At 59.7% G+C, this 20,827-nt stretch carries 20 protein-coding genes; 2 read left to right on the top strand and 18 right to left on the bottom strand.

Going from position 1 to position 20,827, the window contains the following annotated elements; translation table 11 throughout:
• The first annotated feature begins 92 nt into the window (after positions 1-92).
• Positions 93-1,262 (top strand): glycosyltransferase family 4 protein, encoded by a 1,170-nt coding sequence (locus R6Y96_RS03675; protein ID WP_318622172.1) that lies wholly within the window; start codon positions 93-95, stop codon positions 1,260-1,262.
• 4 nt (positions 1,263-1,266) lie between these two features.
• Complete coding sequence (locus R6Y96_RS03670; protein ID WP_318622171.1) at positions 1,267-2,031, top strand: glycosyltransferase family 2 protein; 765 nt, start codon at positions 1,267-1,269, stop codon at positions 2,029-2,031.
• A gap of 30 nt (positions 2,032-2,061) precedes the next feature.
• Here R6Y96_RS03670 and asnB read toward each other — a convergent pair whose 3' ends face one another.
• From asnB to R6Y96_RS03590, 18 genes are all read right to left on the bottom strand, one after another.
• Positions 2,062-3,882: an asparagine synthase (glutamine-hydrolyzing) gene (asnB, locus tag R6Y96_RS03665; RefSeq protein ID WP_318622170.1), complete on the bottom strand. Its 1,821-nt coding sequence runs from the start codon at positions 3,880-3,882 to the stop codon at positions 2,062-2,064.
• 113 nt (positions 3,883-3,995) lie between these two features.
• The gene (locus tag R6Y96_RS10390) at positions 3,996-4,160 is read right to left on the bottom strand and encodes a zinc ribbon domain-containing protein (RefSeq protein ID WP_404810325.1); all 165 of its coding nucleotides are present in this window, start codon (positions 4,158-4,160) and stop codon (positions 3,996-3,998) included.
• Positions 4,161-4,949 (bottom strand): RNA-guided endonuclease InsQ/TnpB family protein, encoded by a 789-nt coding sequence (locus R6Y96_RS03660; protein ID WP_404810331.1) that lies wholly within the window; start codon positions 4,947-4,949, stop codon positions 4,161-4,163.
• Positions 4,840-5,145, bottom strand: a complete 306-nt coding sequence (locus R6Y96_RS10385; protein ID WP_404810324.1) for a helix-turn-helix domain-containing protein — start codon at positions 5,143-5,145, stop codon at positions 4,840-4,842. The genes R6Y96_RS03660 and R6Y96_RS10385 overlap by 110 nt, the downstream gene beginning before the upstream one ends.
• Before the next feature lie 79 nt (positions 5,146-5,224).
• On the bottom strand, positions 5,225-6,346 hold the full coding sequence (locus R6Y96_RS03655; RefSeq protein WP_318622168.1) for a glycosyltransferase: 1,122 nt from the start codon (positions 6,344-6,346) through the stop codon (positions 5,225-5,227).
• Positions 6,347-6,645: 299 nt separating this feature from the next.
• Entirely contained in the window at positions 6,646-7,965 is a 1,320-nt protein-coding gene (locus tag R6Y96_RS03650) for a nucleotide sugar dehydrogenase (protein ID WP_318622167.1), read from the bottom strand.
• Between the two features lie 487 nt (positions 7,966-8,452).
• The gene (locus R6Y96_RS03645; RefSeq protein ID WP_318622476.1) at positions 8,453-9,544 is read right to left on the bottom strand and encodes a DegT/DnrJ/EryC1/StrS family aminotransferase; all 1,092 of its coding nucleotides are present in this window, start codon (positions 9,542-9,544) and stop codon (positions 8,453-8,455) included.
• Entirely contained in the window at positions 9,541-10,140 is a 600-nt protein-coding gene (locus tag R6Y96_RS03640; protein WP_318622166.1) for an N-acetyltransferase, read from the bottom strand. The genes R6Y96_RS03645 and R6Y96_RS03640 overlap by 4 nt, the downstream gene beginning before the upstream one ends.
• Positions 10,137-11,876, bottom strand: a complete 1,740-nt coding sequence (glmS, locus tag R6Y96_RS03635; RefSeq protein ID WP_318622165.1) for a glutamine--fructose-6-phosphate transaminase (isomerizing) — start codon at positions 11,874-11,876, stop codon at positions 10,137-10,139. The genes R6Y96_RS03640 and glmS overlap by 4 nt, the downstream gene beginning before the upstream one ends.
• Positions 11,877-13,031 (bottom strand): sugar phosphate nucleotidyltransferase, encoded by a 1,155-nt coding sequence (locus R6Y96_RS03630; protein WP_318622164.1) that lies wholly within the window; start codon positions 13,029-13,031, stop codon positions 11,877-11,879.
• Position 13,032: 1 nt separating this feature from the next.
• Positions 13,033-14,232 (bottom strand): bifunctional sugar-1-phosphate nucleotidylyltransferase/acetyltransferase, encoded by a 1,200-nt coding sequence (glmU, locus tag R6Y96_RS03625; protein ID WP_318622163.1) that lies wholly within the window; start codon positions 14,230-14,232, stop codon positions 13,033-13,035.
• Between the two features lie 7 nt (positions 14,233-14,239).
• Positions 14,240-15,496, bottom strand: a complete 1,257-nt coding sequence (locus R6Y96_RS03620; RefSeq protein ID WP_318622162.1) for a phosphopentomutase/phosphoglucosamine mutase — start codon at positions 15,494-15,496, stop codon at positions 14,240-14,242.
• Between the two features lie 35 nt (positions 15,497-15,531).
• Positions 15,532-16,137: a hypothetical protein gene (locus R6Y96_RS03615; protein ID WP_318622161.1), complete on the bottom strand. Its 606-nt coding sequence runs from the start codon at positions 16,135-16,137 to the stop codon at positions 15,532-15,534.
• Positions 16,134-16,769: a cyclase family protein gene (locus R6Y96_RS03610; protein WP_318622160.1), complete on the bottom strand. Its 636-nt coding sequence runs from the start codon at positions 16,767-16,769 to the stop codon at positions 16,134-16,136. Before R6Y96_RS03610 ends, R6Y96_RS03615 begins: the two co-directional genes overlap by 4 nt.
• The gene (locus R6Y96_RS03605) at positions 16,745-17,410 is read right to left on the bottom strand and encodes a protein-L-isoaspartate(D-aspartate) O-methyltransferase (protein WP_318622159.1); all 666 of its coding nucleotides are present in this window, start codon (positions 17,408-17,410) and stop codon (positions 16,745-16,747) included. The genes R6Y96_RS03610 and R6Y96_RS03605 overlap by 25 nt, the downstream gene beginning before the upstream one ends.
• A 15-nt stretch (positions 17,411-17,425) precedes the next feature.
• Positions 17,426-18,517 carry a SufB/SufD family protein gene (locus tag R6Y96_RS03600; RefSeq protein WP_318622158.1) on the bottom strand — a complete coding sequence of 364 codons (1,092 nt, stop codon included), beginning with the start codon at positions 18,515-18,517 and terminating at the stop codon, positions 17,426-17,428.
• Positions 18,518-18,522: 5 nt separating this feature from the next.
• A complete protein-coding gene (locus R6Y96_RS03595; protein WP_318622156.1) occupies positions 18,523-19,257 on the bottom strand; it encodes an ABC transporter ATP-binding protein in 735 nt (244 codons plus the stop codon).
• A gap of 467 nt (positions 19,258-19,724) precedes the next feature.
• Positions 19,725-20,825: an OmpH family outer membrane protein gene (locus R6Y96_RS03590; protein ID WP_318622155.1), complete on the bottom strand. Its 1,101-nt coding sequence runs from the start codon at positions 20,823-20,825 to the stop codon at positions 19,725-19,727.
• Between the last annotated feature and the right edge of the window lie 2 nt (positions 20,826-20,827).

The following is a 20,827-nucleotide window of genomic DNA, read 5'->3' as shown; positions in this document are numbered from 1 at the left end:
GCACCGTTTTTTGTCCGTGAGCTAACTGCCCTGCGAACATAGAGATGGTAAAGCATAACATGAGTCGAGCGTAAATGTAGTTGGGGGAGCGAATGGGGCTCAGGATCTGCATACTCTCGGTGGATTTCCTCCCGAACGTCGGGGGGATTGCGGCACATATCTACGAGCTTGCCAGAGCGCTCCGGAGTCTCGGGAACGACGTCACGATAGTTACGTTTCGAGATGCGTTTTTCGCCCCGAAAGAGGAGACGGTAGACGGTCTTCATATCGTCAGAGTCTACCTGCCCAAAAACACCGTGCTGCTGTATCCGGTATTTGCCCTGTTCGAGTACTTCACCGTGAAGCGTATCGTCAGGGAGAAGAAGATCGATCTCCTGCACTCTCACTACGTCTTTCCCGACGGGTTCGTATCGAGGCTGCAGTCAGGGGTTCCCGGGGTTGCAACCGAGCATACCTCCGGCTTCCTGGACCGCCTGGAGCGGGGGAGGATGCTGTGGCTGTACCGGTGGGTCTACGCACGCATGGATCAGATCATCGCCCCGAGCGACGAACTTGCCGGAGCGGTCGGGTCGCTCGGGGTTCCCCGGCAAAAGATCACGTTCGTCTCGAACGGGGTGGATACGGACAAATTTTCTCCGGAGGTTCCGCCCAGGGACCTCCGAAAGCAGTACACCCTCGCACCGGAGACCCGGATCGTGCTCTGCCCCCGCCGCCTCGAACCGAAGAACGGAGTCAAATACCTGGTCGAAGCGGTTCCGGCGGTCCTCCGGGAGTGTCCGGACACCCGATTCTTCATCGTAGGGGGGTCGTATCCAGATCAGTTGGTCCTGCTCCAGAAGAGGGCCCGTGAGCTCGGGGTGCAGAATCACATCATCTTTGCCGGGTCGGTTCCGAACGCCGAGATGCCTTCATGGTATACGGCGGCGGACGTCGTGGTTCTCCCCTCCCTTAAGGAGGCGACCAGTATCGCAGGGCTTGAAGCGATGGCGTGCGGCAAGCCTCTGGTGGGGACAAACGTCGGGGGCATACCGTATCTCATCGACGACGGCAAAACCGGACTCCTCGTGGAACCGAAAGATCCCCCCGGGCTCGCCGATGCGCTGGTGAATGTCCTGACCAACGATACCACCCGGAGGGAGATGGGGGTTGCGGCCCGCAAGAAGGCAGTGGACCTGTTTTCCTGGGCCCGGATCGCCGGCACCGTGCAGGGCATCTATACGAGAACCCTTGAGAACATTGAGATTCGAGACAAGAAGTGGTGACAGCATGGGGATCACAGCCTGCCTTATAACAAAAAACGAAGAAGAGGCTCTGGCCCGGTCGCTTGAGATGATATCGGCATACGTCGATGAGATCGTCATCGTCGACGGGCAGAGCGAGGACAATACGGCCGGCGTTGCCGAGAAGTTCGGTGCCGTCCTGATCCAGAGGAAGTTCTCCGGCAGTTTTGCCATCGAGCGGAACTGCGGTATCGAGCAGGCACGAAACGAGTGGGTCTTCATCCTCGACCCCGACGAGACGCTCGAGCCGGGGCTTCTCGAGAGCCTCCGAGGCCTTACATCCTCCCCGAAGTACGACGCCTACTCGTTCCTCAGGCACGACGTCCTCCCGGACGGCACGGTCCTTGAAACACCGTGCGGGCACCCGGAGATCCATGTCAGGCTTGCGAAGAGGGACAGGCTGCGGTATTACGGTGCAATCCATGAGAAAGCGATCGTCACCGGCAGAATCAAGTTTGTCCCGAAGGCGATCTATCACCATCGCGGCTACTTCGAGGACTATCCGCAAGAGAAGAAGGAGCGGTTTGAGGCGATCGGACGGAATGCATCAGAAGATCTCCAGGGCCTGAAAATATCCTCGCGGGCGCTGCTCGTGAGGAATGTGAAACTGGTCTTTCACTATTTCGGGAACATGCTCATCGGGATGGGACTCTACCGAAAGGGGCCGTCCGGCATCATCCGCGCGATACAATATACCTACAGTTTTGCGAGTTATGGGCTGAAACAGTACGTCCGCCTGGGCCAGATCTGATAGAGGAGATCCCCTTCCTCCTTGCCTGGGCTATGCTGCCGGATCGATGAACCGGCGCAGCCAGAGTTCACAGCAGACTATACGCCAGATCTCGGATGAGTAGGGCATGTTCCCCTGGAGAAAGGCCTTATAACTCTCTGCTACTGCGTCAGCATCCCAGTAGGGGCGGCTCTTAAACGCCTCGGACGACAGAATCTCAAGGACCTTCTCGCTCATGTCCCCCTGCATCCAGACCTCCTCGGGAGTGGCGAACCCTTTCTTGTCCATCCTGCATCGGATCACTTCGGGAACCAGCCCCCGTATCGCCTTTCGGAGGACGAACTTGGTCACGCCGCCCCGGATCTTCTGGTCGACGGGCAATGACGCCAGAAATTCCACGACTCGGTAGTCGAGGAACGGGACCCGTGCTTCGATAGAGAAGGCCATCGATGTCCGGTCTTCCCAGTGGAGCAGATAGGGCAGGTTCGCCCGCATCAGGTCGGTCTCCAGGACCTCGCTCAGGGTGCCGCGATAGCGGGGAGTGCGGGATCCTTCCATCCGGATCAGGTTCCGGTGCTTTTTGCGGGCAAAGAGTTGCGTCAGGGTGTACGAGAGGAAATCACTGTGGTGTCTGAGTGTCCCGAGAGTCTCGCGTGCAGCCCGCAGGATATGGAACCCCCGGACCAGCTCCCTGATATGGCAGTACTGGTAGGCGATGTAGCCTGCAAGGAGCTCGTCGGCTCCCTGCCCGTCCAGCACCACCTTCACCTCGTCCCGGGCAAGCCGCATGACGCAGTACTGGGAGTACAGCGTCAGGGCGGCAAACGGCTCGTCGTTGATGTAGAGCAGGCGCTCGATATCCACCCAGATTGCATCGGCGGCCGGGTAGACCCGGTGTGACCTGACGCCTGTACTCTCCACGACGATATCGATGTAGGTGCTCTCGTCACACCGTTTGTCCTCGAAGCAGGCAGAAAACGTATTCTGGCGCGGGGGCTCCCCGCCGGGAGAGCCACGGCGGAGCACCCGGTTGATGAGCACTGTCAGGGTGGATGAGTCCAGTCCGCCGGAAAGGCAGGTTCCAACCGGCACATCACTGCGCAGGTGGAGATCAACCGCGTCTTCAAGGAGGCTTAAGAACGCCCTGGAAAGGTGTTCGTCGGAATCGGGCTCTGATTCAAGGGCGGGGTTGACGGTAACTTCCCAGAAGGCCGCATGCTCCACGATCCCGTTCTCTCCGACGATCATGTAGTGCGCCGGAAGCAGCTGGAGCACTCCGTCAAACATCGTCTGGTCGGTGTGATCCGCGAGACCCCACGCGAGGAATGCAGACACCATCTTCTCGTTGGGGTGCCTGCCGACCTCGGGATGTACACGGAGTGCTTTGATCTCGGAGGCAAAGAGGAACGAGTCGCCGGTTCGGGCGTAATAGAACGGTTTTATCCCCAGGCGGTCCCGGGCGCAGAAGAGTTCGCGGCGCCGCCCGTCCCAGAGGGCGAACGCCCACATCCCGTTGAACCGTTGCAGGCAACCGGTTCCCCACTCCTCGTAGGCGTGCAGGATCACTTCACTGTCGGTCCTCGATCGGAACTGGTGGCCGTGCGCGATCAGTTCCTCCATGAGTTCCCGGTAGTTGTAGATCTCCCCGTTGAAGACCAGCCAGAGCGTCCCGTCCTCGTTGGTCATCGGCTGGTGCCCCTCTTCGGAGAGATCGATGATTGCCAGGCGGCGATGAGCAAGCGCTACCATCCCGTCTACGTAGATCCCGTCCCCGTCGGGCCCGCGGTGTTTGAGGAGGTCGGACATCCGCCGGACCAACTCTGGATCGGCTGCTCCTCCCGCAAGGTGCAGTTGCCCGGCAATACCACACATGGATAAGAGAGTCTATCTGCAGGATGATATATTCCTCTTGCAGGATCCGGTTTATTGCTCTGGATCGTGCTCCGGGTGACTGCTCCCCCAACTGAAGTCAGGGGCATCCTGGGTTACCCCTGAGATTGCAGCCCCAATCTCATAATAATGATCGCCGCGTTCTGGTCGCGATCCATCACCAATCCACAATGTGGGCAGGAGTGGACACGATCAGAAAGTGTCTTGGCGACGATCATCCCACATCTGGAGCACATCTGTGATGTGTTTCTGGGATTCACCTAGATCACGCGTGAGCCAGCATCCTCCGCTTTGCTCCCCGTGATCGAGATAAACATATTCCAGGCAACATCTGCGATGCTTTTTGCCAGAGGGTGGTTCTTCTGCATGTTTGTGATGTTCAGTTCCTCAAACACAATTGTACCGAACCGATCTACCAATTGACGGGAGGTCTGGTGAGCAAAATTGAGCCGTCTGTTGACGATCCGTTTGTGGACGTGTGCGACGATCTTTCTGGCCTTCTTTCGTTCAGGAGTGTCCTTCTGTGCCTTCGAGAGTTTCCTCTGTGCTTTGGCGAGAACCCTCTCGTCAGTACGGAAAAACCGGGGGTTCTCGATCTTCTCTCCGTTTGAGAGGGTGGCGAAGGATTCGAGACCGACATCGATCCCGACTACGGTCTCCTTCTGCGGTGCCGGAGAGGGATCGTACTCGACCGAGAAGCAGGCGTACCACTTCCCGGTCGAAGACCGCCGGATTGTGAGAGTCTTGATCGTTCCCTCGATGGGTCGGTGGAGGACGATCCTCACCTCACCGATCTTCGAGAGATGGAGACGATCTCCATCGAGTTTGAACCCCGACTGTTTGTACGTGAAACTATCGTATCGATCTCTCTCCTTGAACCGGGGATAGCCGGGGTTCTCGCCCGCCTTCACCCGTTGGAAAAACGCTTTGAAAGCAAGATCAACGCGCATCTGAACATTCTGAAGAACCTGAGAATGAACCCGGTTCAGATCGGGTCGTTCCTTTTTCCATTGGGGCAGGATCTTGTTGGTTTCGTAGAGAGATGGAATTCTGCTCCTGTTCCCAGGCGTTCTTTCGCACTGCGACCGTATCGTTATAGACCCACCGACAGATCTCAAGCGTCTGCTCAAGGAGAGTAACCTGAGACGTTGAGGGAGAGAGTCGATACCGATAGGCCTTACGTATTATGGTTTTGTGCGCGCCAATGCGTAATAAGATTGCCGGAGAACGGCATTCATCCCCCACTAAAATGGGGGGCTTCTGCCTGCTTTCTTCGTAAAAATTGATGATTTCAGGACCCTCAGCAGAGGGGAGACCGGACTGGCTACCCGGTCCCCAACTTGTTTGACGTACTCTCCCAGACCCGCATATCTTTTCCTAGGTTAAGCAGCCCTTTTGCGAGATAGACCTGATTCGTGGTAAAGGAGACGATCGTGCTGCTCCTCCGGAAGTAACCGATCAGGGCGAAGAGACAGAGGAGCCCGAAAGCGAGGGTGGTGGACGCAAGAGCAAGCCCTACGATGAAGAGAGCACTTCCGATGAAGAAGAGGGCCGGCGTTGCGAGGTACATGTAGATCCGCAGCGGGTAGAAGAACCGCGAAAACGGGCGGGCATGTCTCAAGAGGTCAAGGTTTGCGGTTGTCGCCTCGATTAGACGGGTGGCCCGCCGGATCTTCTGCCGGTACTGCGTATGGAAATCCCGTGGTATGTCCTCGTAGACCAGAGCGCTGGGCTCGTAAACCGCCCGATATCCGCGCCGGATCGCCTCGAACGCCGTGTTTGCATCGTCAGCTCCCCGCTTGTCGTCGATCCTGGTCACCAGGTCGCGCTTGAACGCGACGAGGGCACCGTTGAAGGTGTAGGTGGAGTCGACGGCACTCTCCCAGCTGCACATCCGCCCGTAGTAGTTCCTGTAAGCGCTCTCCATCTGTGCCGGATGGGACCCGTCGTCCGGGAGGGGATGGAGGTCCCCGCAGACCGCAGCAATGCGCTCATCGCTGACGAGCCGGGCGATGAGGTGCGCGAGAGCTTCACGTTCAAAGAATACGTCAGCATCCGTGGTGACAACGATTGGAAAACGCGCCATCTGCATTGCTTTGTTATACGACCGGTTTGTGCCCAGTCGCTCGGTATTGGCAATGATCCGGTGAGTGATACCGGCCTTCCTGAAGGCCTCCTCGGCAAGCACCCGGGTGTTGTCGGAGGAGCAGTCGTCCACAAAGATGACCTCATATCGGTCTGCCGGGTATGAGGATGCAAGGATGTTCTCGACCCGCTTCTGAATGACTGCCTCTTCGTTATATGCGGAGATGATGATGCTGATGGGCGGATACTCTTCGAGTACCGGCGGTTTGCCGGGTTTTTTGCCGATGTTGATCCCGATAAGGTATACTATGTATGGGGCGACTGCAGCAACGATGAGCCCTATGCCGATCCACAAGAGCATAGTATCAATGTAATGGTTTACTATTTATTATTTAGCCGGTATGATGAAAATACCCGTCTTTCTCCTCGCCTCTAACGAAAAATCCGCCCCGAAACGACGATCTGCATCTGGTGTGCGCGTGGCCGTGCGCTCAAAGCGGGATTCATATGAAACCCCGGGTCTCGGCCCTGTAGCCGTCACAGCATGGTTTTAGTTCCGGCCTCTATGTGGTTTATCCGACCTTGCGGCATCGATCGTGCAGGCAGACACTTGCGCTCATCCTGAAAAAAGTGGTCTATTCCGTGCTGGCGTTACCGGGCTCACTCGCCTTTACCGATGCACAGGTATACGATTCCGTCTTTCTGCTGGAAGAGGTTCTTGCAGTCTACAAGAACAGGGGTACTCATACAGCTCCCGATATACCCTGCGTCCAGCCTTCTGAAGGCATCGTGGTCCACAAGGAATGCCGCACAATCAGCCCCCGAAAGCGCCTCTTCGATGCTCTCTGCCGAAGTAAACACGCCTGCCTTCGTCGCAAGGGAGGGGACGAACGGGTCGTAGACCCGCACGTCGGCCCCGAGGTTTGCGAGTTCTTCGACGATCTTGATGGAAGGCGACTCCCGCGAGTCATTGATGTTCTTTTTGTAGGCGAGACCCATCACAGCGACTTTCGCACCGTAAACGCGCTTGCCGACCTGTCTGAGCCCTTTCTCGATAAGGTTGACAGTGTGCATCTTCATGAACTCGTTGATCTCTCCGGAGGTCTCGATGAAGCGGGGGATAAAGCCGTATTTCTTCGCCCGGTACGACATGTAGTAGGGGTCGAGGGGAATGCAGTGGCCGCCGATGCCGGGACCGGGATAGAAGGGCATGAAACCATAAGGCTTGGTGGCCGCGGCGTCGATCACTTCCCAGGTGTCGATGCCCATCCGTTCGAAGATGAGAGCCATCTCATTGACCAGAGCGATGTTGACGTTCCTGAAGATGTTCTCGATCATCTTCACGGCTTCCGCCGTGCGGGCATCCCGAACCGGGACGACCCGGTCCATGACACTCCCATAGAGGGCGGCGGCGATCTCGGTACACTCGGCGTTGATCCCGCCGACGACCGTCGGCACTTTATCGATGGGGTACTGCTTGTTCCCGGGGTCTACTCGCTCTGGAGAGTAGGCGATGCCGAAGTCGCTGCCGGCGACGAGCCCGGTCTCTTCGAGGATCGGAACCACCACCTCATCGGTCGTCCCCGGAAAAGTTGTGCTCTCCAGAATGACAAACTTCCCCCGGCGCAGAATGATTTTGAGAGTCGAACAGGCATCCTTTATACAGCTCAGATCCGGGATCTTGTCTTCCGATAGCGGTGTTGGGACGCAGATGATGAGGAAGTCGCACTGGTGAAGGTCTTCGGGATCAGAGGTCGGGAAATAGGTCTGTCCAAGGTATAGGGAGAGTTGCGTGTCCGGAACGTCCTGGATGTGAGACTTCCCTGCCCGGAGCCGCTCGACGGTGCCTGAACAGACGTCGTAGCCGAAGACGGTAAACTTCCGTGCAAAAGCCATTGCAAGCGGGAGGCCGACGTAGCCCTGACCGATAATTCCAATTTTTGCACTTCTATCAGTGATCTTTACAAGAAGGTTTTGCATTTGCTCCTCCTGCTTCGCTGAAATTTGACCTTGACCTGTACCCGGGTTTCAAGCCCCTTTTGCACGATGTCAGAGTGTTTTCCCCGCCTCATAGGCTCAGAAGCAACCACGTGCACCATCCCGGGCAAGAGTACGTTGCTACGTTCAGGGGATGGTCACTTCAATCCGGCTATCCTGGATCCGGCAGCGTTGTAGGTGCCCTGGATGCGCCGGTGTTTGGAGGCATTCCGGGGCACCGTGCCTTACCTGTCCTGCCGCGGTGTGATCTCCGACATTAAAATATACCTCTGCGGCACAGATAACTATATCGCTTCGATAAAATCTTATATTCATTCTCTCTCATAAAATCCGGCCACTGCCGCCGTTGGATTCCGGAGGGCGATCTCTGGTGGCCTACAACTTGCGAGGGAGATCCACCAGACCGCCAGCAAACGTGCTGATCGGATGCTCTTCAATAAAAAGAGTATTTGGTCCTTCATCTTCTCGGTCAGGAGAGTTCCCGCACCGCGTCGCAGATGTATGCCCGTTCTTCATCCGTCACCGATGGGTGAACCGGCAGGCTCACGACCGATGCCGCAAGGTCGTCCGATACCGGGCAGGACGCGGTCTTGCCCGCACTCTCGTAGACCGGCTGCCGGTGGAGCGGGATGGGGTAATGGACGGCCGTCCCGACCCCGCGTTCCGCAAGGGCGCTCATGAACACCTCCCGCGCAACCGGGTAGCCGGCCGGGAGTTTCACAACGTACTGGTGGTAGACGTGCCTGACTCCCGGCGCAACGTGTGGCGTCACGAGCCCCGTGCCCGCCAGGTGGCGGTCGAGGTAGCGGGCGTTCTCGATCCGGCGTTCGTTGAACGCCTCAAGCCGCTCGACCTGCACCATCCCGATCGCGGCGGCGATGTTTGTCATCCTGTAGTTGTAGCCGATGACTGTGTGGAGATACTTCCGGCTCTGGCCGTGATCGATGAAGAGTCTGACCCGTTCGGCGATGCGTTCGTCATCGGTCGTGACCATACCGCCCTCCCCGGTGGTCATGTTCTTCGTCGGGTAAAACGAGAAGCACCCTATATCGGCCAGGCTGCCTGTCCGTCTCCCGTGATACTCAGCGCCGTGCGCCTGGGCGGCGTCCTCGATCAGCATAAGACCGTGGTCGTCACAGAGCGCACGGACGGCATCGAGATCAAAAGGCTGCCCGAAGAGGTGGACGCCGATCACCGCCCGGGTATCCGGGCTGACGAGAGCCTCGACCGAAGCAGGGTCGATGTTGAACGTCCGCGGGTCGACATCCGCAAAGAGCGGTGTTGCCCCGCACATAGAGACGCTCGATGCCGTCGCAAAGAACGTGAACGCCGGGACTATCACCGAGTCTCCCGGACGGATGCCGGCGGCGAGGAGTGCAGCATGCAGCGCAGCGGTGCCCGAGTTGACGCCGACCGCGTGGGCGGCACCGCAGTAGTCCGCAAAGCGGGACTCAAACTCCGCGACGACCGAACCGCGGGCAAGCATCCCCGACCGCATCACTTCAGCGACGGCAGCGATCTCCTCCTCCCCGACCACCGGCCGGGCAACGGGGATCATCACCGGCACCGCCTCGCTTCAGCAGGGAGCGCACGGAACCGTGCCGGTGCCCCCACCGCAAGCATCTCCGGCGGGACATCCCTTGTCACAACCGCTCCAGCAGCGACAAACGCACCCTCACCAACCCTGACGCCGGGCAGGATCGTCGCATTTGCACCGATGACGGCGTCGTCTCCTAAAACCGGGCCGCGGAGAGACTCACGCGGCCCCGGCGGGTAGCGGTCGTTTGTCAGGACAGCGTTTGGGCCTATAAAAACCCGGTCACCGATCCGGGCGCCGGTCGGGACGTAGACCAGGCTCTGGATGCGGACGTCGTCGCCGATGGTGCAGTCGCCCTCTACCACCGCCGCCGTGCCGACCGCCACGCGGTCTCCGATAGTGGTCTTCTCACGGATCAGCACGTTGTGGCCGGTCTGGAAAGCATCACCTATCCTCACATCGCAGTAGATGATGGTCCCCGACCGGAGGACCGCGTTCTTCCCGATGGTGGCGCCCGGGTATTCCTTCTCTCCTATCCGGTCACGGGAGGGAAACCCGATGGTCACCGGCTCAAATATCGTCGCCCCCTCACCGAGGGCGTTGCGTCCATACTCTATCATTCAACGGTCACGCTCTTTGCCAGGTTCCGCGGTTTGTCGACGTCCCGTTCCAGGGCGCAGGCGGTGTGGTAGGCAAGCAACTGCAGGACGACCGACGCAGTCAGCACCTGAACCAGAAGATGTGTGTCCGGTATGGGGATGAAGATGTCCACGATCTCGGGGAGCTCAGTATCACCGGCAACCCCGATGGCGATGATCGGCGCTCTCCTCGCCTTCATCTCCTTTATGTTCGAGACCATCACCCCGTATGTCGGGCCGGGGGTGCAGATCGCAACCACCGGCGTCTCCGGGGTGAGCAGGGCAAACGGCCCGTGCTTCAACTCTCCGGCAGCGTAACCCTCGGCATGAACGTAGGAGATCTCCTTCATCTTGAGGGCGCCTTCCAGCGCCACCGCGTAAAACGGCCCCCTTCCTACGAAGAAGACGTGCTTGGCCTTTGAGCAGAGAGTGACCGCCTCATGGACGTCCTGGAGGAGGACATCCCCGATGGCCAGGTGCGCATGCGACAGAGCATCGTCGAACGCCCCCTCGCATCGCAGGTTGACAATCTGCATAAGCGCCGCAAGCTGTGCCGTGTAGGACTTGGTTGCAGCGACACCGATCTCGGGGCCGGCCCGCATGAGCATGGTCTCGTCCGCGATCCGGGTGACCGTGCTTCCCTGCATGTTGGTTATGGCAAGCGTCGGGCAGTTGCGGGCTTTTGCCATCTTTAAGGCGGCGATCGTATCCGCCGTCTCCCCCGACTGCGAGACCGCGATAACGAGGCCGTGGAGGGGTGGGGTGAAGTACTTGAACTCCGAACCCATCTCGACGCGCACCGGTATGCCGCAGAGCGATTCGGCCAGGTACTTGAAGACCAGGGCGGTATGATAGGATGTCCCGCATGCAACCAGCGTGATCTCATCGGCCTCCATCACCAGGTTTCGCACACGCTCGTCGACACCCGCCCTGAGGGTCTCATAGAACGATTGGGGCTGCTCGTAGATCTCTTTCAGCATGTAGTGAGGAAAACCGCCCTTCCGTGTATCCTCAAGGCACCAGTTGATCAGTTCAACCGGGCGCTCAACCTTCCGGCCGCCGCTATAGATTGTGCAGCGGCAGGGGGTGAGATCGGCAACATCACCGTCCTCAAGGAAGATCACGCGTTCCGTGTACTCAAGAAGCGGCGTCATGTCCGAAGCGGCAAAGACCTCGTCATCACCGATGCCGAGGACAAGCGGGCTTGCATCGCGAGCGGCGACGACCCTCTGGCGATCGTCGGCGATCACAAGTATTGCGTAGGAGCCCCGGAGCAGTGGAAGAACCGCGTTGACCGCTGCCAGGAGATCACCGTCATACCGCTCCTCGATGAGGTGGGCGATCACCTCGGTATCTGTCTCAGACCTGAAGGTATGCCCCCTCTCCTGGAGGCTCCGCTTCAATTCAGCGTAGTTCTCAATCACGCCGTTGTGCACAACGGCGATCCTCCCGCCACAGTCCACGTGAGGGTGAGCGTTGATCTCGTTTGGTTCACCATGCGTCGCCCACCGGGTATGCCCTATACCGGTGCACCCCGCGAGATCGACCGGCACCACCCCGCTGTCCGGGATGCGGCCGGCCTTCTTGTAGACCTCGATCGCGCTGCCGACCGTTGCAATCCCGAAGGAGTCGTATCCGCGGTACTCAAGCCTCTTCAACCCCCGCACCAGGATAGGGGTTGCCGCCCGCCTCCCGGTGTAGCCGACGATCCCGCACACCTACATCACCCTTGTGCCGTCCTCGATCCTGCCCGCCAGCGTCCGCCCCTTAAGTATGCTGACATTGTTACCGACGATGCAGTTCTTAAACGTTGTGAATGGTGCAGCCCGTACACCCTCCCCGAGAACCGCGCCGAACTCCTCTTTCTGGACGCGGCCCCCCACCTCGATCAGGCTTGCGGAGGGAGTGGTTGTGATATGGTCGGCGAGGATGCAGCCCTGCCCTAAGACCGCCGAGACTATCCGTGAGTGCGACCCGACCGTGACATCACTCATGATGAGCGAGTCAGCGACGTAGGTGAAGGGCTCGATCACCACCCGATCACCTATGCTCGTGTCCGGCATTATAACGGTGTTCGGGCCTATGTTGCAGTTGCTCCCTATATTTACGGGGCCGTAAATCACGGTGTTTGGACCCACGGTGGTTCCTTTGCCGATCTGCACGACCCCCCGGCGGACGACGGATGCATCAATCGTCCCGGCGATCCCGGGCTGGATCCCCCGGAGCATCCGGGTGTTCAGTTTCAGGAGGTCCCACGGGTATACGGCGTCCTGCCACTCGTCTGCCGGGATTGCGCGAACCTGCCGGCCATCTGCTATCATGGCAGATACAGCGTCGGGGATCTCGTTCGTCTGGAGATAGGAGAAGATCTCCGGCGTAAAAGAGTAGACCCCGGTCGATACCGTGAACGTCGGGGCGTCTTCGGGCTTCTCAACTACCTCGCGGACGATGCCGCTGCGGATCACCACAACACCGAAGTTGGAGGGGTTGGGGTGCTCTGCCACCAGCATGGCGTTGCGCACGCCCTTGATCCGGGCGATCGACGCGGCATTGATGTAGTTGTCGCCAGGGAGAACCAGGAGATCGCCCCTGATCTCCGGCTCGGCCGCCCTGAGAGCGTCTCCCGTCCCGAGCTGGCGTTCCTGTATGACGACCTGGAGCGGCGCGTCGAGGCTGTTGAGGTGCTGGATGACCTCCTCCTTGCGGTATCCCACAACCACAACGATCTCGCGGATCCCATTCTCCAGCAGTGCATCGATGACGTAATCGATGATCGGCCGGTTTGCAACCGGGATTAGAGCCTTTGGCTTGCTCCGGGTGAGAGGACGCAGACGGCTCCCCTCTCCCGCTGCTAAAATTACTGCCTGCATCATATCACCTGATGACCGAGTTCTCCTGGATGCACCCATCCACAAAAGAGTGGGGGGAGACCCGCGTGCCGCTCCCGATGGAGGTCCCGACGTTGACCGAACAGTTTATGCCGAAGAGCACATCGTCGCCTATGATGGCGCCAAACTTCCTCCGGCCGGTGCTCTTCCCGCAGACCTTCACCGCTCCGTTGTCATGCCGGAGGTTTGCAACCTTGGTGCCCGCCCCGAAGTTGCACCCGCTTCCTATGATGCTGTCGCCTATGTAGTTGAAATGGGGAACCTTTGTCGCCGACATTATTATGGAGTTCTTGATCTCGGTCGCGTGACCTATGTGACAGCCATCACCGATGGCGGTTGAACCCCGGATGTAGGCGTGGGGGCCGATAACGCAGTTCTCACCGATGATGCATGAGCCCTCGATGCAGGTTCCCGCACGGATGACCGTTCCCCTCCCTATGCTGACGGTCTCCGGGACGTTGCACCCGGGCTCGATCACACCATGCTTTTCGTGGTGCATCGAGGAGAGGATCTCCGCGTTTGCGTCGAGGAGGTCCCATGGGTGTCCGAGATCGAGCCAGTAGTCAAGGAGGTATCCCCGGAGCCTTCCCTCCTCTATGTAGGATGCGAGGGCGTCGGTCAGCTCGAACTCCCCGCGCTCAGAGACCCCGACTCCTGAAAGAAGGTCGAATACATCGGGATCGAAGATGTAGGCGCCAGCGTTGATCAGGTTGCTTATCGGTTCTTCCGACTTCTCTTCAAGACCGGTGATTAGGCCATCCTCAACCGTCACCACGCCGTAGTCCTGCGGGTGGTCGGTCTCGTGGATCCCCATGCACGGGGCTTCCATCCGGCAGAGGCTCCTTATATCATCCGATCTCAGAATCATATCGCCGTTTAAGAGGAGGAAGCGATCGTTCACCATCCCCGATGCCGCCCGGAGGGCATCAGCGGTGCCCAGCTGTCTGCGCTGGGTCACGTAGGTGATCTTCACGCCAAGACCGCTCCCGTCGCCGAAGTGGTTGCGGATCTCACGCTCACAGTAGCCGACGACCAGGATGAACCCGGTGATCCCGGCGTCACGGGCGGCGGTGATCAGGTGCTCGATCATTGGGCGGTTGGCGATCGGAAGCATCACCTTCGGGCGCCGGGCGGTAAGGGGGCGCATCCGTTTCCCCTCGCCAGCTGCAAGTACAACACACTGCATGTAGCATCTACTCCAGACTGCGTCTCGCCCGCTTGAGGGCGGCCGACGCTGCTTCAAGCATCTCTTTTGCCTTTTCCGGTGTTCTCCCCTCGGCAGTGATCCTGATCTTGGGTTCGGTGCCGCTTGCCCGGACCAGGTACCAGCCGTCCTCGTCCTCAAACCGGATGCCGTGCGCTGGTTCCTCCGCGCCCATCGCCGCCATGACCTGACGGGGGTCTGGAACCGGGCATGACCTGCGGAGCAGGGTGTAGCGGGGCATCCGATCGAGTTCTTCGGCGATCGAGCATTCAGATGCGATCTCGCAGAGCAGGGCGGCGGCGTAGACACCGTCCGGGCAGAGTGAGTGCCCGGGAAAGATCCAGCTCCCGGAGGGCTCGCCGCCGAAATCGCCCCAGGATATGAGTTCTTCGGAGACGAAACTGTCGCCGACAGGTGTGCGGCGCACATCTGCAATCTCCTCGATGGCCATCGAGGCGTCGACGGTTGTGACCACCCGTTTACAGTCGAGATACTTCACAAACAGCATGAGAAGGTGGTCGCCGTCTATGTAGCGGCCCCGCTCATCAAACGCCATCATCCTGTCGGCATCGCCGTCATGGACGACGGCGCAGGCGGCACCGCGCCGCCGGACGATCTCACCGATGTAGGGGAGATTTGACTCAAGCGGCTCAGACGGTCGTGCAAACTTCCCTGCAACGTTGCAGTTCAGGCCGGTGAGCGTAACCCCTGCATCTGCAAGAAGATCGGGGGTTATGACGCTCCCGGCACCGTTGCCGCAGTCGAGCACGGCCCTGACGGGATGAGAGAGGCTGACCTTATCCAGGATCGCCTCCCTGTGTGCGTCAACGGCGTCGATCGGGAGGAGGCGACCCATCTCATCCCACCCCTTCCAGTGTGTTCCGTTGAGCGCCTCTTCAAGCGCGGCCTGCTGCCGGACGGTAAACGAGGAGCCATCCGGGTTGAGGAGTTTGACGCCGTTGTAGGGCTCGGGGTTGTGTGACGCGGTGATCATGCATCCCGCATCGGCGCTCCCTGTCGCGTACGCGACCGTCGGTGTGGGCGCAATCCCGCAGGAGTAGACCGTTGCACCGGTCGCAAGCATCCCGGATACTACACTGTGCTCAAGCAACTCGCTGGTGGTGCGGGTGTCACGACCGAGGGCGATCTCAGATGCCCCTGCAGCGGCGGCAGATCCGATACGGAACGCAAGATCGACGAGATCGGGGCCGAACTCCTGCCGAATGCCGGAAGAGCCAAAAAGCATACTCTCTATAGCCCCTTTCTGCCTGAAAAATGTATTCATCTCCCGTAGGGGCACCAATGTTCGAGGTTGAGAAGCCCGCTGATCCCGGCAGAGGATGGGCCAATGAAGATCATCCGCTTCCTCCCCCTGTAGCCGTCGATGCAGGCAACCCCGGCATCGGTTGCCATGCCATCCCCTGCGACCAGGATGAGATCGGCCTCTTCGGGAGAGTCTGCAACCTGCGCTTCAAGCGCCCGCGCGAGCAGAGGCATCGGCCCGAGAAGGTAGACCCGTTTCCCGGCGACCTCACGGGAGAGGGCTTCAAGGCATGGGCCGTGACACTCCTTCGTGCAGGGCTGCAATCTCCGTGTCAGGCAGAGGAATGCCGAGACGGCGTTGATGATCGCGCCTGCCGCCGCCCGCTGTTTCGTGGTCGCAAGCGGCGCACCGAACATAAAGGAGATCCGGGTCCTGGCCCGGGTCGGTTCGTTCGTGACGAACTGCCCGCGCCGGCCGCCAAACTGAGCCTCCATACAGACCCCTTTTGGGTATTGACAGCGGTCTGCGTCGTAGTTTACGCCAAGCGTTACAATACCATCCTCGCAGCCGCTGCCAGCGAGGATCTTCTCCAGTCTCTCGACTGCATCATGCCAGAAACTCATACTTCATCCTCCGCATCCCAGAGCAGCGCTCTCAGGGGAGATCCATCCGCACCCCTGAGCCGCAGCGGCAGTGCTGCCATAAAATACTCCCCTTCTGCCACACCAGAGAGGTCGAGCAGTTCGAGGATGACAGCACCGTTTCCGAGCAATCGGCGGTGGACGGAACCGTCACCGCTGAACCCCTCTATCGAGGGGGCGTCCGTCCCGATACAGGTGATCCCGGCAGCGATGATCAGGTCTGCCGCCTCCATGGAGAGAGATGGGTAGCCGGGATCGAACTCCCGCAGCCCCGAGAACCAGGTCTTTAAGAGGAGAGTCCTTACCCCATCCAGGCGGCCGAGCAGGCTACCGGGGCCGATGGCCTCTCCGGCATCGCTGCAGTCCAGAACCCTCGCCGGCCCAACCAGCACCCCCGGCGGGATCTCATCCACCGTCTGGCCTCCCTCGATGTAATGCGAGGGGGCGTCGATGTGCGTCCCGGTGTGGCTGCCGAGGGTCATCTCGGTCACACGATACTGCCCGTTATCGATCTCGCGGAACCGCGGCCGGACGTCTCCCGGGTAGACGACGGCATCCCGCGATAGAACCCGGGTGATGTCATGGACGGTCACGAGGAGTAACCTCCCTGCCATCCAAACTGCCCGATCAACGGCACAAAACAGACCCCGCCAAGGGGGATCGTCTCGATCCCACCCCCGCGTTTGACAAGTTTGATCAGTTCCTGGTAGTCGCGCGACCCGACCGGGGCAACCAGTCGGCCGCCTTCAGCCATCTGGTCGATAAGTGGTTTGGGAATATCCGGCGCTGCCGCCGTGACCATGATGGCGTCATACGGCGCCTCAGGAGGGTAGCCTTTCGTGCCGTCGCCGACTACCACCTCGACGCCGGTGACCCCGGCGCGGGCCAGGTTCTGGCGTGCCTTCTCGGCGACGCGGGGGAGACGTTCTATGGAGATGACGCTGCCGGCAAGTTCTGCAAGTATTGCCGCCTGGTAACCGCTGCCTGTCCCGATCTCAAGGACGCGGTCTCCTGGCGAGAGTTCAAGTTGCTCCGTCATGACGGCGACTATGTAGGGCTGAGAGATCGTCTGCCCCTCGCCGATGGGGAGGGGGCGGTCGTCGTAGGCCGCGTGCCTCAAATCTTCCGGCACAAAGAGGTGACGGGGGATCTTCCTCATTGCGTCGAGCACCCTCTGGTCGCTGACCCCGCGCGCACGGATCTGGAACTCCACCATCGCCTCTCGTGCTCCCGCAAAGGGGTCTGCCTCCGTCATCTCACACCTCATCGGTTAGAAGCCCGATTCGGCTTTGTCAATTGCGGCGTCGATCTGGGCCTGCAGGACGGCAGGGAGACCGCTGATCTTCACGTCCAGGAATCCCCGTATGATGGTTGCGGTGGCCTCCTCTTCTGAGAGGCCGCGTGCCATCAGGTACTCGATCTCGTGGCGGGCAATCTTTCCCACCGCGGCCTCGTGCGAGAGTTCGGTGCCCGTGATCGTCCCCTCGATCTCGGGGATGGCATGGATGATGCCGTCCTTCAGGATCAGGCCCCTGCACTCTATGTGGCCACGGGTGTTGTCCTTCGCGCCAAGGATATGCCCGCGGGAGATGATGGTGCCGCCGGTGGTGATCGCCCGGGTGACGAGTTCGGCGCTTGTATCTTCGGCGCCGAGGATCGCGCGGGAGCCGAGATCCAGGGTTGAGCCCGGTGTCGCAACCACGATGCTCGAAAACCGGGCCACAGCGTTCTCTCCGACCAGGCTGGCCGTGGGGTACATGCTGACCTTCCTGACCGGCTGCATGCAGACGTAGTTCGAGAGGAACAACCCTCCCTCCTCGACTATTGTGGCGCTCCTCGGGAAGACGGCGATCCCCCGGTTCCAGTTGTGGATCATGGTGGATGTCACCTTTGCGCCTTTGCCGACGTAGATCTCGGTCACACCGATATGCGCTCCATGCTCTTTCTGCCAGGAACTCGCGCAACCGGAGATGATGTGGATCTCGGAGTCCTCCTGCGCTATAAATATGTTGTGGACGTGCTGCACCGGGCCCTCCCGGAGGAAGAGGCATGCCTGGAGGGGCATCTCGATCTTTGTGCCGGGATGGGCGATGACAACGAGACCCTGGGGGGTCTCCTGGTCTGCCACGTAGCGGGTGTATTTATCCTTGTCTCTCGGGACGGCCTTCCAGTAGTAGTCCTTTACCCAGTCATACTTCTCGAGAGCGGCCTTGATGGGGAGCATCTCGACACCCTCTGCCATGCATGTGGTCTGGACAACGTTCTGGTCGATCTGGAAGAAACTCCCGCAGCGATTCCGCATCTCCACTTCGAGACCGGTAAGGGCAAGACGCTCCCGGTCCTTCTCTGAGAGGTGTTCCATGTCAGTTATGTTATCTGTTTGCAACGCAGGCACTCTCCGTATCCTTTCTCTTTGACAAGGCGCAGGATCTCGCGCGGGTTTCCGTGGCACCTGATCTGTCCTTCGATTATCACATGACCCTGGTCGGCATCGACGTAATCGAGTATGTAGCCGGTGTGGGTGATTATCAGGCCGCTCCGGCGCCGGTTGACGATACGGACATCCTTCTCAAGCAGGGTGGCGATCTCCCTGCCCATGAGGTTCATGTTCTCCAGGTCAACACCGCTCTCGGGTTCGTCCAGCATCAGGAAATCAGGCTGCTGGACCTTCAGCTGGAGGACCTCGCTCCGCTTGATCTCGCCGCCGGAGAAGCCGACGTTGATATCCCGGCTGAGGAACTGCCCCATATTGACCGACCGGGCCAATGCCTCGATTTCGTCCTCTTTCAGCCCGGAGACGGCAGTAAGCAGTTTCCCGAGTTTCAGCCCTGAGATCGCTGGCGGGTTCTGAAACATCATGCCTATACCGAGATGGGCGCGCTCATGGATCGGCATCCGGGTAATGTCCTGCCCTTTAAAGACGATTGAACCGGATGTGATGGTGTAACCGCCAAACCCCATGATGGTCTTGAGCAGCGTGCTCTTCCCTGAGCCGTTTGGGCCCATCAGAACGTGGGTCTCCCCCCACCCGATATGGAGGTTGATGTCGTGGAGCACTTCGGTGCCATCAACTTCCACATGCAAATCACTGATATCCAGCATACGGCACTCCGTTTCATGTATCTGCCAGAGGATAGATAAAAACTTGCAGGACGGCTGACCCGGAGGTATAATACGGTGGCAGCAGCCCCTTATCTCAGATCAAGCCACGGAAAAATTTGTTTTCCAAAATTAAACCGGAATAAATAGACCAAAAAACCATACCAATAAGGATCGGGGATTAAACGGTGTTTCGGCCTATTATAGGCCAGGATTTGAAGACCCAAATTTTCACTTTCACACCGCGCGCGGCCTATCGTTAAGTGAACAGATTGCATCGTTATCATGCATGGAGAGATCAGAACTCACGACGTTTGCCTGCCTCGCGGAGCGGGCCGCCCGGTACCCGACCATCGCCCGCCGCAGCCAGATTCGCAAAGAGGTGCATATTGCTGCCGATGGTGCCGTGGGCCGCCCATCGCCCGGGGCAGAGAGACGCACACAACCCTTCCCGGGCCGGTAGATGCGTCTCACCCGGAGAGATAGGCCCGCGCCACGAGGTATGAGGCGGGCCGGTCATGAGCACCGGCGGCCAGGTCGTTGTGGAGGTCGACAACCCTTTCAGCCTCATCGAGAAGGGCGTTGTAAGCGTCTACAGCCTGGTTGTAGTCCCCGGCCATCCTGTTGTAGTCCTGGACGAGGCGGTTGTACTCACTGATATCGCCCGCACGCAGGAGGGACGTCATCCGGGCACCCAGGGCGTCGAGGGCATCGCGCATCGCCTCGATCTCCCGGCCGCGTGCCTCAAGTTCCGTCTCGAGAACCGCGGCACGGTCGCGTAATGCGGAGAGCGCGCGCTCAATCGTCTGAACCTGGTTGCAGGCGGTGTAGCTGCGCTCACCCTGCCCGACCGGGATCACCAGCGGATCGGAGGAGAGGGTCGCGCCGCCCGAGAGCGTTGCAGGCGGGATTCCGACATAACTTACGTTTGTGGTCTCGATGTAGGCAAAAGAGGTGTTGCGGTAGCCGCAGCCTGCGCTCTTCACCCCGACAGCCATGTGGGTTTCGCCTCCAAAGTAGAGGAGCGAAACACCGTAGCCCTCCCGCGCGAGGAGACCTGCGAGAAGGAGGCTTTTGTCGTCACAGTCTCCAGCAGCGTCCACGAAGGTCTCGATCGGGAACTTTGGTTCGCTCACCGAGGCGTCGGTCTCATACGGGATAGACTGCACGAATACGGCGATCAGTTCGAGGTAACGGTCGTCATCGAGCCCTCTCCGGTCACGGATCTCGCGAAGGGCGCCGAGCAGGTCCGCATAGAAGGGTTCCTGGTGGGGCTCGTTTATGAACGCCAGGTAGTAGATCGGGATCCACTCTTCTTCCGGCATATCTGTGTAGAGGTGAAGGCTCCTGTCTGCCGCTTTCGCACCGGCGTAGACCGCCGGGTCGGGGTCGATGCGGATCGTCTCCATCCCGCCCTCGAAGAGGAGTGTATAGACCGGCGTCTGGTTGAGGCTCGCACCCTCCAGGGGGACGATCGCCGGCGGGACGAACTCCGGACGGAGGAAAAACCCGAGACACGCTCCGCCGATTGCGGCGGCCAGGAGAAACAGGAAGAGAATCCGCTTTCTCATGA

It is taken from the genome of Methanoculleus receptaculi (assembly GCF_033472595.1).
GTDB lineage: Archaea > Halobacteriota > Methanomicrobia > Methanomicrobiales > Methanoculleaceae > Methanoculleus > Methanoculleus receptaculi.
Note: the sequence above shows the minus strand (reverse complement) of the source record. Positions and strands in the feature narration are given on the sequence as shown.

Coding starts and splice junctions, on each gene's coding strand:
- R6Y96_RS03675 (WP_318622172.1), top strand. CDS start 93: ATGGGGCTCAGGATCTGCATACTCTCGGTGGATTTCCTCCCGAACGTC.
- R6Y96_RS03670 (WP_318622171.1), top strand. CDS start 1,267: ATGGGGATCACAGCCTGCCTTATAACAAAAAACGAAGAAGAGGCTCTG.
- asnB (WP_318622170.1), bottom strand. CDS start 3,882: ATGTGTGGTATTGCCGGGCAACTGCACCTTGCGGGAGGAGCAGCCGAT.
- R6Y96_RS03655 (WP_318622168.1), bottom strand. CDS start 6,346: ATGCTCTTGTGGATCGGCATAGGGCTCATCGTTGCTGCAGTCGCCCCA.
- R6Y96_RS03650 (WP_318622167.1), bottom strand. CDS start 7,965: ATGCAAAACCTTCTTGTAAAGATCACTGATAGAAGTGCAAAAATTGGA.
- R6Y96_RS03640 (WP_318622166.1), bottom strand. CDS start 10,140: ATGATAGAGTATGGACGCAACGCCCTCGGTGAGGGGGCGACGATATTT.
- R6Y96_RS03630 (WP_318622164.1), bottom strand. CDS start 13,031: ATGATGCAGGCAGTAATTTTAGCAGCGGGAGAGGGGAGCCGTCTGCGT.
- glmU (WP_318622163.1), bottom strand. CDS start 14,232: ATGCAGTGTGTTGTACTTGCAGCTGGCGAGGGGAAACGGATGCGCCCC.
- R6Y96_RS03620 (WP_318622162.1), bottom strand. CDS start 15,496: ATGCTTTTTGGCTCTTCCGGCATTCGGCAGGAGTTCGGCCCCGATCTC.
- R6Y96_RS03615 (WP_318622161.1), bottom strand. CDS start 16,137: ATGAGTTTCTGGCATGATGCAGTCGAGAGACTGGAGAAGATCCTCGCT.
- R6Y96_RS03610 (WP_318622160.1), bottom strand. CDS start 16,769: ATGGCAGGGAGGTTACTCCTCGTGACCGTCCATGACATCACCCGGGTT.
- R6Y96_RS03605 (WP_318622159.1), bottom strand. CDS start 17,410: ATGACGGAGGCAGACCCCTTTGCGGGAGCACGAGAGGCGATGGTGGAG.
- R6Y96_RS03600 (WP_318622158.1), bottom strand. CDS start 18,517: ATGGAACACCTCTCAGAGAAGGACCGGGAGCGTCTTGCCCTTACCGGT.
- R6Y96_RS03595 (WP_318622156.1), bottom strand. CDS start 19,257: ATGCTGGATATCAGTGATTTGCATGTGGAAGTTGATGGCACCGAAGTG.
- R6Y96_RS03590 (WP_318622155.1), bottom strand. CDS start 20,825: ATGAGAAAGCGGATTCTCTTCCTGTTTCTCCTGGCCGCCGCAATCGGC.